15 protein-coding genes are annotated in these 15409 nt (G+C 47.6%); 4 read left to right on the top strand and 11 right to left on the bottom strand.

Annotation, left to right across the window (positions count from 1 at the left end):
- Positions 1-406: 406 nt before the first annotated feature.
- Positions 407-1276: a nucleotidyltransferase-like protein gene (locus ACRPK8_RS07985; protein WP_432237744.1), complete on the bottom strand. Its 870-nt coding sequence runs from the start codon at positions 1274-1276 to the stop codon at positions 407-409.
- Between the two features lie 114 nt (positions 1277-1390).
- On the opposite strand from ACRPK8_RS07985, the gene ACRPK8_RS07990 reads away from it, so the two are divergent.
- Positions 1391-1753 carry a DUF2614 family zinc ribbon-containing protein gene (locus tag ACRPK8_RS07990; protein WP_432237745.1) on the top strand — a complete coding sequence of 121 codons (363 nt, stop codon included), beginning with the start codon at positions 1391-1393 and terminating at the stop codon, positions 1751-1753.
- A 15-nt stretch (positions 1754-1768) separates the two neighbouring features.
- Here the strand turns inward: ACRPK8_RS07990 and perR are convergent, their stop codons facing one another.
- Entirely contained in the window at positions 1769-2191 is a 423-nt protein-coding gene (gene perR, locus ACRPK8_RS07995; RefSeq protein WP_369792039.1) for a peroxide-responsive transcriptional repressor PerR, read from the bottom strand.
- Between the two features lie 175 nt (positions 2192-2366).
- Here perR and ACRPK8_RS08000 point away from each other — a divergent pair, with 175 nt between their 5' ends.
- Positions 2367-3665: a glutamate-1-semialdehyde 2,1-aminomutase gene (locus ACRPK8_RS08000; RefSeq protein ID WP_432237746.1), complete on the top strand. Its 1299-nt coding sequence runs from the start codon at positions 2367-2369 to the stop codon at positions 3663-3665.
- Between the two features lie 45 nt (positions 3666-3710).
- On the opposite strand, the gene ACRPK8_RS08005 is transcribed toward ACRPK8_RS08000, so the two are convergent.
- The 4 genes from ACRPK8_RS08005 to mutY form a co-directional block, all read right to left on the bottom strand.
- Positions 3711-5444 (bottom strand): ABC transporter ATP-binding protein, encoded by a 1734-nt coding sequence (locus tag ACRPK8_RS08005; protein WP_087682478.1) that lies wholly within the window; start codon positions 5442-5444, stop codon positions 3711-3713.
- Between the two features lie 90 nt (positions 5445-5534).
- Positions 5535-6077 carry a nucleoside tri-diphosphate phosphatase gene (gene ntdP, locus ACRPK8_RS08010; RefSeq protein ID WP_023467311.1) on the bottom strand — a complete coding sequence of 181 codons (543 nt, stop codon included), beginning with the start codon at positions 6075-6077 and terminating at the stop codon, positions 5535-5537.
- A gap of 116 nt (positions 6078-6193) precedes the next feature.
- Positions 6194-6619 carry a hypothetical protein gene (locus ACRPK8_RS08015; protein WP_432237747.1) on the bottom strand — a complete coding sequence of 142 codons (426 nt, stop codon included), beginning with the start codon at positions 6617-6619 and terminating at the stop codon, positions 6194-6196.
- Complete coding sequence (gene mutY, locus ACRPK8_RS08020) at positions 6619-7635, bottom strand: A/G-specific adenine glycosylase (protein WP_432237748.1); 1017 nt, start codon at positions 7633-7635, stop codon at positions 6619-6621. Before mutY ends, ACRPK8_RS08015 begins: the two co-directional genes overlap by 1 nt.
- 103 nt (positions 7636-7738) lie before the next feature.
- On the opposite strand from mutY, the gene ACRPK8_RS08025 reads away from it, so the two are divergent.
- Positions 7739-8722, top strand: coding sequence for a metal-dependent hydrolase (locus ACRPK8_RS08025; RefSeq protein ID WP_432237749.1), 984 nt, complete (start codon positions 7739-7741; stop codon positions 8720-8722).
- A gap of 45 nt (positions 8723-8767) precedes the next feature.
- On the opposite strand, the gene ACRPK8_RS08030 is transcribed toward ACRPK8_RS08025, so the two are convergent.
- From ACRPK8_RS08030 to ACRPK8_RS08050, 5 genes are all read right to left on the bottom strand, one after another.
- Positions 8768-9040, bottom strand: coding sequence for a YfhJ family protein (locus tag ACRPK8_RS08030; protein ID WP_432237750.1), 273 nt, complete (start codon positions 9038-9040; stop codon positions 8768-8770).
- Positions 9037-9357, bottom strand: a complete 321-nt coding sequence (locus tag ACRPK8_RS08035; RefSeq protein WP_023467306.1) for a DUF1811 family protein — start codon at positions 9355-9357, stop codon at positions 9037-9039. Before ACRPK8_RS08035 ends, ACRPK8_RS08030 begins: the two co-directional genes overlap by 4 nt.
- 59 nt (positions 9358-9416) lie before the next feature.
- The gene (locus tag ACRPK8_RS08040) at positions 9417-11477 is read right to left on the bottom strand and encodes an ABC transporter ATP-binding protein (RefSeq protein ID WP_432237751.1); all 2061 of its coding nucleotides are present in this window, start codon (positions 11475-11477) and stop codon (positions 9417-9419) included.
- 14 nt (positions 11478-11491) lie between these two features.
- Positions 11492-13219, bottom strand: coding sequence for an ABC transporter ATP-binding protein (locus tag ACRPK8_RS08045; protein WP_432237752.1), 1728 nt, complete (start codon positions 13217-13219; stop codon positions 11492-11494).
- A gap of 321 nt (positions 13220-13540) precedes the next feature.
- Positions 13541-14356, bottom strand: a complete 816-nt coding sequence (locus tag ACRPK8_RS08050; protein WP_432237753.1) for a RecX family transcriptional regulator — start codon at positions 14354-14356, stop codon at positions 13541-13543.
- 134 nt (positions 14357-14490) lie between these two features.
- Here ACRPK8_RS08050 and ACRPK8_RS08055 point away from each other — a divergent pair, with 134 nt between their 5' ends.
- Complete coding sequence (locus tag ACRPK8_RS08055; RefSeq protein WP_432237754.1) at positions 14491-15399, top strand: TIGR01777 family oxidoreductase; 909 nt, start codon at positions 14491-14493, stop codon at positions 15397-15399.
- Positions 15400-15409 lie beyond the last annotated feature (10 nt).

The raw sequence follows: 15409 nt of genomic DNA on the forward strand, positions 1-15409 counted from the left end.
CATGTATTAGGCACGCCGCCAGCGTTCGTCCTGAGCCAGGATCAAACTCTCCATGAAGTGTTTGACTTGCTCGTTGTGTGACCGGAGTCACGATTGACGAAGCTTGCGCTTCATTCGTTTTTGTATTCTGTAGAATACGATTTTTGCCTCATCGTTCAGTTTTCAAAGTTCGTCGTGTCGTTTTCAGCGACTTTAATAAGATATCACGGAATAACTTAGGCGTCAATCCTTTTTCGAAATCTTTTTTCAATGTTGTCACCGTCCAGCGCGTGTTGCCCTGTCGACATGTATTAATATACTATCTCGATATAATACCGTCAATAGTTTTACTGAAAAAACTTTTAAATTCTTTTTCTTTCTATATATATGAAAAAATAATCATACGATCAAAACAGAAAGCCGATCGTCACACGACCGGCTCATACGTTACGAGTTCGACTCCTGCTCCTTTGGTATTTTGATAAGAAATACGAATTAATCCTTTTCGCATGAAGAAATCAATCAAACTACCCAGGTCGACTTTTATTTCCTGCAGACGTTCTTCTTCCATCAACTCATACATCGTCCAAGGGACTCTTCGCTCCCGCATGATTTCAAATAAATAGCGTCCTCCTGATAAGACTTTGGACTGTAAAAGGTGCTCAAGTCCAATCAATGCGAGGTGAATACGTTGATCTAACGTCTCTTCACTCATCAATAATTGCTCATATAACTTATAGACATCCGGATCATCGAGACGTGCCTGTTCCCATACGACTGTCTCCGGATGCTTCCCCTTTTCGAGAACAGATAATCGCGCGAGATGATGCAGGGCGTGATGGACGTGTGTATAGGCATCATAATGATGTCCTCGGCTGAACAAGTTTCTTCCATCTTGGAAACGACGCAATAACTTGGCGAACGAAATCGTCATTTGTAAATATCGTTCTTCATCCGGAAAGTTCAACAACTGACGCTTTAAATCAATCAAGTAATCATTCCGTTCAAAAACGATTGTCCCTTCCGCAATCCAGTGAATCGCGCGTCGATTGGCATTCAATAAAATCCAGCGCGACAAGACAGCTTCATGAACGAGATGTAAAGAAACCTTCAATGTATTCAGACGATAATGCTTAATCGTCCATTCGACTGCAGGATCTCGTGTGATGACGACAAGGAGTGTATCAAATTGATCCGTCAGGGAATCGCGTGGTTGCCGTTTTTCGACTGCAATGATGCCTTGCGTTTCACGATAAGCCGCGTATTCCGAATAAATCGTTCGTGTTGCTTGCTCCATTTACTTCTCACCCTTCTATGCGAACTCGTCGTTACCATTTTCGACAAAAAAACAAGCTTTCCTTCTTCAGACAGTCCCGCATCTTATGCTAGACTGACATCAGGGGGAATTCACTTGAAAAAACAACGTAAAAATAAAATAAACCGCGCACGTAACATGGCGATGTTTCTCGTCTTTGGCGGTATGCTCGTCATGTATGGCGGACTATTACTCAAACAATTTGAAATCATCATGGTCCTACTCATGCTCATCGGTTTTGTCATGGTCCTTGCCAGTACGGCGCTCTATTTCCTGATTGGATTGACTTCTACCAAAGCAGCAGTCGTCACATGCCCAAACTGCGAAAAAGAGACAAAGGTGCTCGGGCGGGTCGACTTATGTATGCATTGTGACGAACCACTGACGATGGATCCATCACTTGAAGGAAAAGAATTCGATGAAAAGTACAATAAACATAATAAACGAGCTCCCCGATAAGGGCAGCTCGTTTTTTCATTGTACGTTCGATTGACAGTCCGGGCAGGTTCCGTACACTTCCAATCGGTGGCGATCTACTTTGAAGCCAGTCAAATGAGCCGCGACCGTTTCGACATCATCGAGCACCGGATAGTTGAAATCGACGATTTTACCGCAGTTCTCACAAATCATGTGGTAATGGCGGGTCGTAACGAAATCGAAGCGGCTCGAAGCATCTCCGTAATTCATTTCTTCGACGATTCCTTTTTCCCGGAAAACGCGCAAATTATTATATACAGTCGCCACACTCATGTTTGGAAATCGATGCTCGAGTGCACGGTAAATCTCATCCGCTGTCGGATGCGTGTGTCCCGTCGTTAGATATTCCAAAATCGCGTGACGTTGTGGTGTCATTCGAACGCCTGATTCTCGAAGTGATTTCACGGCGTCATCTAGCATTTCGTTAGCCACGTCCATCCCCTCATTTCTATCTTTCATTGATTATCAGATTGTAATCTTTATAAATAGTCTACCTACAAATACCCATTCCGTCAACGGCTCTGCACCGGATTTGACGTTCATGATACAATCATATCGTGATATTTTTCACGAATCATCGATTGGAGGAATCCTCATGTCTACCCACACTACACGTCCTACTTCAGAGGCGTTATATGAAATCGCACAAGAGTGTATCGTTGGTGGCGTCAACAGCCCATCCCGTTCATTCAAAGCCGTCGGTGGCGGTGCACCTGTCTATATGGAACGCGGAGAAGGTGCTTATTTTTATGATGTCGATGGCAATCGCTACATCGATTACTTAGCAGCCTATGGTCCGATCATTACAGGTCATGGTCACCCCCACATTACGGAAGCAATCACACACGCTGCTCAAAACGGTCTTCTCTACGGAACACCACACCGTCTAGAAATCGACTTCGCACATAAACTACAAAAAGCAATCCCATCGCTTGAAAAAGTACGCTTTACGAACTCGGGAACAGAAGCCGTCATGACAACGATTCGCGTCGCGCGTGCGTATACAGGTCGTGAGCTTGTCGTGAAGTTCAGCGGCTGTTACCACGGTCACTCGGACCTCATGCTGATTGCAGCAGGGAGTGGTCCCGCGACACTTGGTTCTCCCGATTCAGCTGGTGTTACGAAAGCAACAGCAAAAGAAGTCATTACGACACCGTTCAATGACATCGAGTCCTATCGTCAAATCATGGCACAATGGGGCGATCAAGTCGCTTGTGTACTCGTTGAACCGATCGTCGGAAACTTCGGTATCGTCGAACCACAACCTGGTTTCCTTGCTGCAGTCAATGAAATCACGCATGCTCACGGCGCACTCGTCATCTATGATGAAGTCATCACAGCCTTCCGCTTCACATACGGCAGTGCACAAGAGTTGCTCGATATCCGTCCCGATATGACGGCACTCGGGAAAATCATCGGTGGTGGTTTACCGATTGGTGCTTACGGTGGTCGAAAAGAAATCATGGAACATGTCGCCCCACTCGGTCCAGCTTACCAAGCAGGTACGATGGCGGGGAATCCGGCATCGATGGCTGCCGGTATCGCTTGTCTTGAATTACTCGAGCAGCCTGGCGTCTATGAACAACTCGATCATCTTGGCGCTTTACTCGAACAAGGCGTCCTTGAAGCAGCAAAACGTCATGATGTCACGATTACGATCAATCGTCTCAAAGGTGCGATGACTGTCTACTTCACGGATGAAACAGTCATCGACTACGATGGGGCAGAACGTGCGGACAGTGAGGTGTTTGGTCGCTTCTTCAAGTTGATGCTTGAAGAAGGCATCAACCTCGCACCGTCAAAATACGAAGCGTGGTTCTTGACAACAGAACATACGGAAGCCGATATCACGGAGACGATTGCAGCAGTCAATCGTGCCTTTGCTCGACTTTAACCAAGTAAAAAGCAGCGATCCTCGCGCGAGGATTGCTGCTTTTTCTTATTCGACGAGCTCCAGATTTTGAATCGCATACAATTCGAAATAAGCGCCTCGCTTTTGCATGAGGACTTCATGTGTTCCGATTTCCGTAATTTGACCATTTTCAATGACGACGATTTTATCAGCATCGGTGATCGTTGATAAACGGTGTGCGACAGTGAATGTCGTCCGTCCTTTCGCAAGACGTGCGAGCGAATCTTGAATCATTGCTTCGCTTTCTAGATCAAGCGCACTCGTCGCTTCATCCAAGATCAGAATCGGTGGATTCTTCAAGAAGACCCGCGCAATCGCAAGACGTTGTTTTTGACCACCCGATAACTTAACACCGCGTTCACCGACCGGTGTATGATAACCATTCGGTAACCGTTCGATGAATTCGTGGGCATTCGCCGCTTTTGCCGCTGCGATGACTTCCTCGTCCGTCGCTTCCGGATTCCCCATCTTGATATTCATCTGGACCGACTCACTGAAGAGAATCGACTCCTGCATGACCATTCCGATCTGATCACGAAGACCACGCAGTTTCAAGTCACGAATATCGACGCCGTCCAGCGTGATCCGTCCGGCAGACACATCATAGAAGCGTGGAATCAGACTGACGAGCGTTGATTTTCCCCCACCTGACATCCCGACGAAGGCGATGCGCTCACCAGCTTGGACGTCAAGCGTCAAACGATCAATCGCCAGCTCTCCGCCTTCTTCATAAGCAAAGCTGATGTTTTCGAACTGAACGTTCCCACGGACATCTTTCGGTTCACGTGCATTCGGTTTTTCCGTGATGTCATACGGCTCATCTAAAAACTCGAACATCCGATCCATCGAAGCGATTGACTGCGTGAGTGTCGTTGACGAGTTGACGAGACGACCGAGCGGCGCATACAGACGGTCGATGTACCCAATGAACGCGACCATCGTTCCGAGTGTCACTTGGCCGTTCAAGACGAAAAAGGCTGCCGTTCCGAAAATCAGAATTGGTGCGAAGTCCGTAATCGTCGAGACGACGACGTACGTCCGCGCATTCCAGTTCGTTTGACGAAGTGCTGCTTTTAAGAAGCCATCGTTTTGATGTTTGAACGCTTTGTTCTCGTGTGGTTCAAGTGCAAAACTGCGAATGACCGCCATTCCGTTGACACGTTCCGTCAAATGACCCTGTAGTTCCGCAAGGGCTGCCGAGCGTTCCCGTGTCAACCCACGTAAGCGACCGTAAAAGAACTTCACGGCGAGGGCGTAGAACGGTAACGGAATGATCGCGACAAGCGTCAATTTCGGATCAATCGTCCACATGATGGCGATTGCAATGAAAATCGTGATCATATCAAGCCACAGGTTCATTAATCCTGTGACGACGAAGTCTTTTGTCTGCTCGACATCATTGATGATCCGCGAAATGACTTCACCCGTTTTGGTATTCGAATAAAAACGAAGTGATAATTTCTGAACATGATCAAACAACCGATTCCGTACGTCAAATAAAATCTTCGATGCTGACCATTGTGCAAGGTATTGACGGACGTATTCAAGCGGTGGCTTGACGATCAAGAAGATGAAGACCCCTGCCCCGATCAAATACGCCAGTTGCTTACTTTTTTCCGCCATCGGCATCGTGTTTCCGGTTAGGATATGGTCGATGATGTACTTATACAACAACGGAAGTCCGAGCGGGATCGAGAACTTGATGATCCCGACGAAGACCGTCAAGAGAATCTGTTTTTGATACGGCTTGACGAACGCCATATAACGGCGGATCGAGCCTTGTTTCTTACGTTTTGCTTGTGTTGCCACGTAGTTCACTTCCTTCAATTAAAAAAAGACGATGGCGAACCATCATCTCCGATATCTTGTTTCATATTCACGATACCACATATCCACGAAAGCCGGGTTAAATGGACCCTTGCGACTACGAATCCACTGAATCAGGATTTGGACATTGTCCTTCAAAATACGATCAATCGCCTTCGGATAATTCATTTCGCGGCGATGTTTCTCGTATTCGTCCTCATCGAGAATCATGTAGGACATATCCGGATACACTTTGATATCTAAATCATAATCAATGTACTTGACTGCTCGATCTTTCTCATCGAACGTAGAAGGCGATCCGAGGTTGCAATAATAATAAATGCCGTCCTCCCGAATCATACAAATGACATTGAACCAGAGTTCTGTTGAAAAATAACAGATTGCAGGCTCTCGCGTTCGCCACTGACGACCATCCGATTCGCTAACCATGATGCGGTCATTGAACCCAATCAATTCTTCTTCCGTCGATTTCAGCACGAGCGTTTCTTCCCAAACTCTGTGTAAGCTCCCGTTATGTTTGAAACTTTGAATCTCAATCTTGCTACTTTCTTTTGGGAATCGACTCATGTGCTACTCCTTTCTAAAGCGTTTTTCTTCCATTCTGCTATACTCTCGTGCTTATTATACCCATTTTCAGAACGCATGAAAAACGAAAGGGTATTTTTTCAGAAAAATGACGGAATTCAGGCTTGAAAGTGATTCAAAATCGCATTTTTTCGTTGATTGAACATCGGTTTTAAGATGAATGCTTCAATTAAGAATGCTGGAAGGAATGACGCATAGGTCACTTCATCCACGAAATAGACACCCGATTCACGTTCTTCAACTCTGTGGACGTGGCACCATGCCCGAAACGGATACGGAACTTTTGTGCCGACATCAACAAAGACATATTCTTCTACGAAAGGAATCCATGACGTCCAGGAGACAAATAGCGGTGAAACTCCGACACGCAGACGAATCGTATTTCCTGCCCGCGTCCGTGTATCGCCTGACGTTTTCACTTGCGGAAATACGGTCAATCGACTCAATGCCTTGGCATCACTCAAGAAGTCCCACGCTTGCTCCTTTGATGTAGCGACACGCGTTTCAAAACGAAAAGTATGCATTAGAGTTCCCCCTTCAATAATCGATCGATCTTCATCTGTGCGACAGATATCGGATGCGTCGCATATGTTTCCTGATCAACAAGCACTGTCTCATCCGGCTGTTTTGTCACGCGATAGACGGCGATTTCCCAAATCCGGTGCGAAAAGATGTGTCGGACATGTCCGACAAGCGTTCCTTCACGCTCTTCTTCCGCTTCCCGTAGTGGATATTGCCACATACCAGCAAGCAAACCTGTTTCTGCGCGTTGTTCAATTGCGATTTTTCCGTCTGTTTCATAGACAAGCGCATCATAAGGAATAATTTGCGTCTTCCCTTTCTTCGTCTTCACAGGCAATTCTTCCTGTGCGTTTCGGTCATATGCGAAACAAACGTCTTGAACAGGACAAAGTCCACACATCGGTGATTTCGGGGTACAGACCATCGCACCGAGTTCCATCAGCCCTTGATTAAAACTCGATGGGTCAGCCGGATCAATCAATTGGTGAACTGCTGCTTCAAACAACTTCCGTGTTTTCGGAGCTGCGATATCCTCATAAATTCCAAGGACACGCGAAAGGACGCGCATCACGTTCCCATCTACTGCAGGTTCCGCTTGTCCATAAGCAATCGATAAAACGGCTCCGGTCGTATACGGACCGACGCCCTTCAGCTGACTGAATAACTCCTTCTCATCCGGAACGATCCCATCATATTTTTCAACAACTTCCTGAACCGCGATTTGAAGATTCTTTACACGGGAATAGTACCCTAAGCCTTCCCAATGCTTCAGGACCTCACTTTGTTCCGCTTGCGCTAAATCATGCGGGGTCGGAAAACGTTTCGTAAAGCGCTCGTAATACGGAATCACGGTATCGACGCGCGTTTGCTGAAGCATGATTTCACTAATCCAAATATGATACGGGTTTTTTGTTCTTCGCCAAGGAAGATCTCGCTGTTCACGTAAGAACCAAGCAATCAGTTCTGTGGTAAATTGTGTTTTATTAAAGTTTGTGAAATATTCTTGAACGACGGTCAAAAGGTTACCTCTTTTCTCTTAGATACGATATATTAATTAAAAATTACTCGGCAGAACCTCGATAGATCTACCGTCACGATTTCATAGAAGGAGCGAATTCGCATTGGATACTGGGACGCATATCGGCATGGGACTTTGTCTCGCCGCCATCTCAACGCTACACCCTGACGTCGCAGCGAGCACGACGATGTTTGCTGCCGTGACGACGACGGCGCTCGTCGGCTCACATGCACCGGACTTCGATACTGTCTTCAAATTTAAAGGAAACAGCGCCTACTTGCGCCAACACCGCGGGAAATCGCACGGCTTGATCGCCTTGATCGCCTGGCCACTGCTACTATCAATTGTTATCGGTACGTTATTCGGCGTACCACCGACTTCATTATGGCTGATGGCACAGGTCGCTGTCGCCCTTCATGTCTTCGTCGATCTGTTTAACGCGTACGGAACACAAGCTTTACACCCGTTCAAAAAATCCTGGATCGGCTGGGGTGTCATCAACACATTTGATCCATATCTGTTCACGATGTATTATGCCGCGTTCGGAATTTGGCTACTAACGAGAGCGACGATCGTCATCTTCCCGATTTTGATTGCCATCGTCATCATCTACTATGCTGTTCAATTCAAATTGCGAAACGATGCCCTTGCAACCGCAGCCCGTTATTATCGCGGTGCGCACAAGCTGTTCATCTCACCCGGTATGAAATGGGACGAGTGGCACGTCGCGGCACGGTTACGCGATGAGTATTCCGTCGTTAAGATCAACAGTGGAACCGTCGTCGAGTGTGGAAACTTCCGGATCAAGGACGAACCGCACGGGGACGCCTTGTACGAAATCGTTAAACAAAACGCGGACTTGCAAGCATTTCTTGAGTTCTCGAAGATCCATACGTATACGGTCTCACGAAAGGATGGCATTGTCGAATACCGCTTTACGAACCTGCGTTACTTCACGAAGGAAGTCTATCCATTCGTCGCCGTCGTCAGAATCGACGCCGCCACACAAGAAATCGTCAGCTCCTATACGGGTTGGGTATTTAGCGAACGAACTTTGCAGAAAAAACTGTTTATCCCTGCATTATAAAGACAAAGCTCCGCGCAACGGAAATCCCGATGTGCGGAGCTTTTTTCATTCGACGTTTCGACCTGTCATCAAATGCTTGAATTTTTCGTTCGTCGTATTAAACCGGTGTAACATTGCCCCGTGCTGTTTGATCTGCTGCTCGACGAAATGAAACGCAACAGCTTCACCTTGATATTTCTCACCTGCGCGCGCGAGTGTCGCTTCGAAATCCTCCCACAGCACTTCCACCCACGTCAGAGCTTCTTCCGGGGTTAATACTTCATTCACTTGCAATAATTCTTCAGACAGTTGCTGAAGGGCTTGTTCTCGATTCGTCATGTCTGTTCTCCCTCTCCTGTGAATAACGCGAGTGGAATCGCGACTTCCTGAGCCGTTCCTTCAAAATGTCCCCAACCCATGACGCCATTGACGAAGTGTAACTCAAATCGTGCCTCTTCTCCTTCGATCCGGTAAAAGGCTCCCCGTTCGAATCGTGCCGGATCAATCAAATAACTTTTCGCAATGGCGATTTTCCGTGTCACGACTTCTACTTCGCTGACGTTCCCGTGTTGCTCCGCTTTTCGTTTCTGTTCACTTAATTTCGTGATCAGCATCTCAAGCTCGTATTTCGATAATTGACTCATCCGTGTCTCCATTAAAAAACTCCCCCTCTTCGTTTTTCAGTATAAACGAAAAGGAGGAGAAACTGGGTCGATTAGCTTGATTTCAATTCAAGATTCCGCTTGCTTTGCAACGCATACATTTTCGCATAAATCCCGGACGCTGCAAGGAGCACATCATGGGATCCCCGCTCGACGATCCGACCATGATCGAGAACAAGAATCTCATCGGCATCCTTGATCGTCGACAAGCGATGGGCGATGATGAACGTCGTCCGTCCTTTCGTTAACGTTAACAAGGCATCCTGAATGACCGCTTCCGTTTCCGAGTCAACGCTCGCTGTCGCTTCGTCAAGAACTAGGATGGCAGGATCAAACGCTAACGCCCGGGCAAAGCTGATCAACTGTCGTTCCCCGGCTGATAACGTGGCACCTTTTTCGATGACTGGTTCATCGAGCCCGTTCGGTAAACGATCAATGAACCGATCCGCGCCGACGGCTTCAATCGCCCGGCGAACGCGAGCTTCCGATATATCTGGATTGCCGAGCGTGATGTTCGACCGGATCGTTCCCGTGAAGAGGAACGGATCCTGTAAGACGATCCCCATATGCTCACGAACCGCTTGTTTCGGTAAAGTCGTCACGTCCTGTCCGTCAATCAACAATTGTCCTTTCGACGGATCATAGAACCGCATCAGCAAGTTCATGATTGAGCTTTTCCCACTACCCGTGTGACCGACGAGAGCAATCGTCGCGCCAGGACGAGCATCGATTTGAATTTCACGTAATACAGGATTTCCCGCTTCGTAACTGAATTCGACGTCTTTGAAGGACACCGCTCCTTTAAACCGAGCAACGCGACCTTGTTCGACCGGCTCTCCCTTTTCGTCGAGCAACTGGAACATTCGGTCCGCTGACACGAGTGCTTGTTGTAGCGGTGACAGTTGATTCATGATTTGGGTGACCGGTTCGAATAACCGGGACACGTAATCGATATATGCATATAAGATCCCGAGTGATAAAAACGATCCGTTCGTCAGACTTTTCCCACCGACGACCCAAATCATCAAGGCGAGCGTCAAGTTTTTCAAAAAGTAGGATAAGTTGTGTGACATCAAGGCATCAAGTCGTAACAACTTTGCCCGTGTCTGATAGTTCTCTTCGTTCTTTTGTTCGAATTCGGCAAGGACTTCCTTCTCACGTGCATAAGCCTGAATGATCGGCATCGTCTGGATGTTCTCATTCAGTTGACCATTCATGTCGGCAACGAGGGAGCGAACCTTGAAGTTATTCTTCGTCGCGAGTTTCTGGAACAGCTGAATCCAGAAATAGACGATCGGAATGATGATCAGCGAAACAAGACCTAATCGATAATCGAGGAAGAACATCGCGACGAGAATTCCTGCCATCGTGATGATCCCTGAGAAGACCCGGGCGAGCACACCGAGATATAGATCGCGAATCGTTTCCGTATCATTCGTAACACGACTGACGATCTTCCCGATCGGTGTCTGATCAAAGTAGCGGACCGGTAATCGCTGTAGATGTGTAAAGACATCGAGCCGCATCCGTTTGATGATTTTATGGGCCGACCGCTGGAGTAAGATTTGCTGCACCCAGTTCAATCCAGCTGCTACCAGCAGCAAAAGGACGTAGAGCAAGGATAACCAGCCGATTGCTTTTAAGTCATTTGAATAAAAATCATAGACCTGCCCTTGTGTCAGTTTTTGAATATTATCATACGTGTAGACGTCGTCTCCACGCGTAACGGTCATCGTATTTCCACTGATGTTCCGTTCCCCACCACTGACAACTTGTTTCGGTACAAAATAGTAGCCGTTTGCTGTTTGGACGATCGAGACGGATCGAACGATTTCACTTTTCGAGACATCCTGTGCTTTGGCGAACTGACGACCGTCATACTTGACCGCACCATCCGCTTTAACTTCGACCCAGTCCTTCTCAATCGCTACGATATGTTCATCGATAATGACTTTCGCGATATACGGACCCGTCAATTCCGCACCGACTGCCAGTACGAGTAGAAACAATCCTAAGAAGATCGCTTGCTTCTCATGCATCGCATAGCGGATCAACGAACGGATCGTCGTCTTCCGGCGTGCCGGATCGAGTTGATATAATTCCAATTCATTCATGCAAAGGCACCTCCTTACATTTCTTCACTTTGTCGCTCGAATTGTTGAGCGTACCAGCCATTTTGTGCCATCAGGCTGTCATGTGTTCCTCGTTCAGAAATCATTCCGTCTTGTAAGACGATGATTTCGTCCGCATGTGCCACTGCCGATAAGCGATGGGCAACGATTAATGTTGTGGATTGGTGGCGATTCGAGCGAATCGAATCAATGATATGTGATTCCGTTTTCGCGTCTACCGCTGATAATGAATCATCGAGCAACAGCAACTCTGGTTTTTTTAACATCGCCCGCGCAATCGACAGACGTTGCTTTTGTCCTCCCGACAACGTGACGCCACGTTCACCGACCATCGTCTCAAGTCCTTGTTCGAGCGTCTCGATATCTTTTTCGAACGATGCGAGACGAATCGCTTCCTGCAGTTCTTCTTCTGTCGCTTCACCTGCACCGAACAGGATGTTGTCCCGGACGGATTTCGAGAACAATAGGTGTTCTTGTGAGACGTAACCGGTCCATCCGCGAACCGTCTCTAGCGCAACATCTTCATACGGTACGCCGTTGACCGTCAACATGTCCCGTCCGATTGGATACTCACGTAAGAATTGACGCAAGAACGTCGTTTTACCAGATCCCGTTGGTCCGACGATCCCGATCGTTGATCCTTGTTCGATCGTCATATTCAAATCTCGTAAGACCGGATGCGCCGTTTCTGGATACGTGAACGTCAATCCCGTCATCTCGATCCGCTCGGGGCGCTCAACGTGCTCCCGCGGTGTCGAAGCGATCAACGGTTTGACATGCATCGTCGCTTCTAAGCGATCGAGACTCGCTGTTCCCCGCTGGATGACGTTGATCAATTCACCGAAGGCATACATCGGCCAGATCAACATTCCGAGATAGATATTAAAGGCGACCAATTGTCCAAGCGTGATATCGTTCGTAAAGACGAGATATGTCCCGAACGATAAGCCGATCAAGTAACTGAAGCCGACGAGCAACTTGATGATCGGTTCAAATAAGACATCGATTTTTGCGACGTGCATGTTTTTTTCGAAGACATCCGTCGTCACATCATCGAAGCGTTTGACGTCGACTGGTTCTTGGACGAACGAACGGATGACACGCAGTCCGGAAATCGACTCGACGACCTGATCATTCATCGTCCCGAACGAATCCTGGGCCGTGATGAAACGACCATGAATTTGACTCCCGAGTTTATTCATCGCGTAAGCGAGAAGTGGCATCGGTAATAAGGCAGCGAGCGTCAACTTCCAGTCGATCGCGACACCCATGACGACGAGTGTGATGGCTGTCATATTCAGCGAATCGACGAGCGTCAAGACACCAAATCCGGCTGTCCGTTCGACGGCTTTTAGGTCGTTCGTCGCGAGTGCCATCAAATCACCCGTCCGATTCTTTTGATAGAATGTCGGCGTCAGTTTTAACAAGTGTGTAAAGAAGCGGCTTCGCAGTGTCCTCTCCAGTAAAAATGCCGTTCCGAATAATTTCGCTAACCATTGATACGTCAAGATGAAGGACACGATGGAAATGACCGTTAATCCACCGACATACTGTAAGAGTGTCGTTCGATCCATCGAACCTGAGCGTAAACCGTCGATGACCTTACCGATCAGCCACGGCGGCGTCAAATCGATGAATCCTGTGATGATCAACAAGACGACGGCTACGAGGTAAGATGATTTGTGTTCTTTTAGAAACCAACTCAATTGCCGAAATAAACGCATGAGGGTCCCCCCTTTACTGTGAAATGAAGTGTTTTTTCCGAGCACGCAAAAAGGCATACGGATTTCCGGATGCAGTCCGAGAATCCGTATGCCTTGAAATCGACATACTGCTTTCTTGTTCGTCTGCGCGCTCGGGAGACGAATCCCCTTGCTCGCACATGAAATGAATTACTTATACGTGCTCAAGAGTCTCCGTCGTATTCAGCTGTTGGATGTGTGTGAAACCAATTGGCTTTTTCATAGGACGGTTCCTCCTTTTCTTAGTCTGTGCGTAGAATAACACAATTGTCGGATAATTGTCAATTTTTTGTCTTGCATTCGTCATTCCGCTTCCTCTTCTTTAACTTGCTCCAGGACTTGAGCCGCTAAACCATACGGAAATCCCTTTCGGACGAGTGCTTGTTTTACCTTTTGTTCGCGTTCAAACGGTTCGAGTTGCCGGTACTTTGGATAATACTTGCGTGCTTGATAGAGTGCTGCTTGCTCTTCTTCGTCACCTTCTTCAGCTAAAAATACCTCTTCGATGCCCGCCTTGATTAAATCGGACGAAAACCCGCGTTGCATCAACGTCATCTGTAGCTTTTGCGTCAATTCGCGTACGGAACGTCGTTGCAATTCCTTTTGCTTTTGTCGCAAAAACTTAAGTATTTTTTCGTATGCTTCTTCATCCGTAAACGTCATGATTGCTTCATCGATTGCTGTCTTCGGTATCTTCAAACCCTCTAGATCGCGGCGAATCTTTCCAGGTCCTTGTGGTGTCGTTGCTTTTTTTGTCGCCGTATACGCAAGTGCGAACTGTTGATCATCGAGATAGCGTTGCTCGGTCAATCGCTCGATCGCATGTTTGATCGCATGTTCTGGCGTCTCTTTTTCCGTCAGATACGTGACGACCTCACTCGTTGCCCGCATCCGGTACGATAAGTGATTCAATGAGAGACGATATGCTTTTTGTTGTTCCTCAGCCGTCAGTACTTCCTTGACGAAGTCGTCATCAAGTTCCTTATCGCGTTGCAGATTGTATTTGATTAAGATATCGACATCTACGGCAAAGGCATATTCTTCTTTGCCATCACGTTCGACATAGATATTGAATCGTTCGCTGTTCTTTTTCTGGGTCGAGATCCGTTTGATCTTCATGTCGTTCCCTCCTCTAACCTGATTCGATAGTTCTACGATAGCATGAACAGGCAGGTCTATGTTTGACTGAAAGTAAGGAACGGGAACAAATGGTAAGAACCTTATTTTGATGGATTTCAGGGAGGATGGATTACATGAAGATTGCAATCACAGGTGGAACTGGAATGATTGGTCAAGCCTTGACGAAGCGTTTATTAGAACAAGGGCATCATATTTTTATCTTAACGCGTCATCCGAAAGCGAATGATGCGCATGTCACATATATCAAGTGGATGACAGAAGATGCAAAACCGGAACAACACCTCGACGGAGTCGATGCCTTCATTCATCTCGCCGGCGCTTCGATCAATGACGGGCGCTGGACGGATGAGCGCAAACGGGTCATTCTCGACAGTCGTGTCAGTACGACGAAGGAACTCGTCCGAATCGTCGAAGCACTCGATCAAAAACCAAACGTCGTCTTATCGGCTTCGGCAGTCGGGATTTACGGACAAGATCGGCATCAGACGTTCTCAGAAGACCAACCACTCCCACCGACCGCTGACTTCTTGAGCCACGTCTGTGTCGCCTGGGAAGATCTTGCCCGTCCGATTGCCGACGCCGGCATCCGGCTCGTTCATCCACGGATTGGTGTCGTTCTGACAAAAGAAGGTGGCGCCTATCCATTAATGCGTCTGCCGTATGTCTTGTTCGGCGGTGGTACGATGGGAGATGGAAAGCAGTGGGTTTCCTGGGTTCATATCGATGATTTAGTCGATTTGTTCGTATTTGCTCTTGAGACACCGACAGTCGAAGGACCACTGAACATCACTGCGCCTCACCCGGAGACGATGCGCCGCTTCGGACAGACGATCGGGAAAGTCTTGCACCGCCCGCACTGGCTCCCTGCCCCGCGCTTCGCGTTAGAACTCGCACTTGGGGAAAAGAGCGTCATCGTACTTGAAGGTGCGCGTGTCGTTCCGAAAAAAGCGCTCGAAAACGGATACAAGTTTCGGTATGCTGAACTAAAGGATGCGTTACGAGCACTCGAGCATTCAAACTAGTACAGGGGTG

The sequence above is a fragment of the Exiguobacterium sp. TDN 0502 genome (assembly GCF_050846835.1).
GTDB lineage: Bacteria > Bacillota > Bacilli > Exiguobacteriales > Exiguobacteriaceae > Exiguobacterium_A.